Origin of the sequence: Chamaesiphon sp. OTE_75_metabat_556, assembly GCF_031378165.1 — a bacterium.
Taxonomy (GTDB): domain Bacteria; phylum Cyanobacteriota; class Cyanobacteriia; order Cyanobacteriales; family Chamaesiphonaceae; genus Chamaesiphon.
On record NZ_JANNDR010000471.1, the window covers coordinates 1 to 1,890 of the forward strand.

The 1,890-nt window shown below is 50.1% G+C and carries 2 protein-coding genes; both read left to right on the forward strand.

The window, feature by feature from the left end:
* Positions 1–503 (forward strand): sulfite exporter TauE/SafE family protein (locus RMO27_RS19070; RefSeq protein WP_309735461.1); only part of this gene is annotated, 503 nt, incomplete at its 5' end.
* A 100-nt stretch (positions 504–603) separates the two neighbouring features.
* Positions 604–1,890, forward strand: a 1,287-nt coding sequence (locus tag RMO27_RS19075) for a tetratricopeptide repeat-containing serine protease family protein (protein ID WP_309735463.1), incomplete at its 3' end; no start/stop codon positions are given.

A 1,890-nucleotide genomic window follows, 5' to 3' on the forward strand; every position in this document is an offset into this window, starting at 1 on the left:
TCGGTTCGATTCCCTGTGCCTTTATCGGCGGATCGATCTCCTTGCCCACGCAGCTTTATAAGCCGATCCTCGGCATTGTATTACTCTATGCTGCTGCTAAATTAGGTTTTTTAAAAACTAGTACCGAGCCAACACAACCACGCCCAATTTCAGCAGATCTAGCGATCGGGTTGGGGATGGCGATCGGGTTATTATCGGGTTTAACTGGCGTTGGTGGCGGCATTTTTCTCAGTCCACTGCTGTTGCTGAGGGGCTGGGCGACGATCTCCCAATCTGCGGGCGTATCGGCAGCATTTATCCTCGTCAATTCGATCTCGGGATTACTCGGTTATCTGACTAAGTTGCCGACTTTACCTTCAAGTCTATGGTTGTGGTCGATCGTCGCTGCTGTTGGGGGCTGGATTGGGGCGGAATATGGCAGCAAAAAGATTGGCACTCACCGACTTCAGCAGCTACTAGCGGTAGTTTTGGCGATCGCTGGGATAAAATTAATCTTGACTTGAGTGAGATTGGTGCGGTGGAGATGGGCATAGTGAAGATATAAAACCGTCCTTTACTAGGATTGATCAGCGGGGAGCGGGGAAATTACTAAATATAAAACAGATGCAGCACAATAGATTGAGTGAGATGTCGAGCGGGATGAGCTGGTGGCTGACGATTGGGGCGATCGGCGGCGGCAATCTTTGGCTCACTCAGTCGGCAATGGCCTTGTCACCAGTAGAAGTTGGCAAAATTGCCAAATCCGTGACAGTCTCGATCGATAGCGAGAATTCGGTCGGTTCTGGGGTAGTGATTCGCAAAGAAGGGAGTACGTATACCGTCCTCACCGCCGCCCATGTCGTCCGCAATCGTCAAGAGCAGTTTAAACTGACAACTCCTGACGGCAAAAGTTATCCGTTAATTGCTACGAATATTAAAGCCACTACCGATGCAGATTTAGCGATCGTCAAATTTCAAAGTCCGGCGAATTATCCAATCGCCAAACTCGGCAATGTGGAAACCGCCAGTGAAGGCGCAGTCGTCTATGTGTCTGGGTTTCCACTGGCCACTAGTGCGATTACCACATCGATTTACAATTTTACAGAGGGTAAAGTTACGGCCAATGCTAGTCGCCCATTAGCTGGCGGGTATGCGTTGGTTTATAGCAATAATACGCTTCCAGGCATGAGCGGTGGCCCTGTCTTTAATGATGCTGGCGAAACGATCGCCATCCACGGCAAAGGTGATGTTCAGGAGTCTAATCAAACTTCGGAAATTAACGATAATATTCGGATTAAAACTGGATTTAATTTGGGAATTCCCACGAATACATTCATGCGATTGGCGAGTAAGCTCGGTGTGAATTTTGGCACCAAACCACCGATCGTCGTAGCTGCAAATAATATTCCCAAACAACCTCAAGCTGCGGACTTGTTCTTGATCGGCGTTGATCGCTTCAATCGGGGCAATCTCGGCGGCTCGATCGAGGCGATGAATGAAGCAATTAAGCTCAATCCCCGTTACACCAAGGCTTATCTAGCTAGAGCCTCAGCGAATTTTATGTTCAAACGGATTGGGGCGGCTTTAGCTGACGCAGATCGAGCGATCTCCAGCGATCCGCAGTCGGCGATTGCCTATGCTAGCAAATGTTTTTTCTTGAGTGAGTTTGGCAAGCAGGGCGAAGCTCTGGGGGCTTGCGATCGGGCGGTGCAGTTAGCACCTAAAAATGCGATGGCTTATAACGTCAAGGGCTTAGTCGAACTGCGACTGCGGGATTATGGTCGGGCGGCTGCCGATCTCCATCGGGCGATCGAACTCAATCCCAATCTGTACTACGCCTACAATAACTTGGCGATCGCCCAAGCCGCTCGCCAAAATCTCCTCGGTGGTCTGAACACGGCGCGTCGAGCC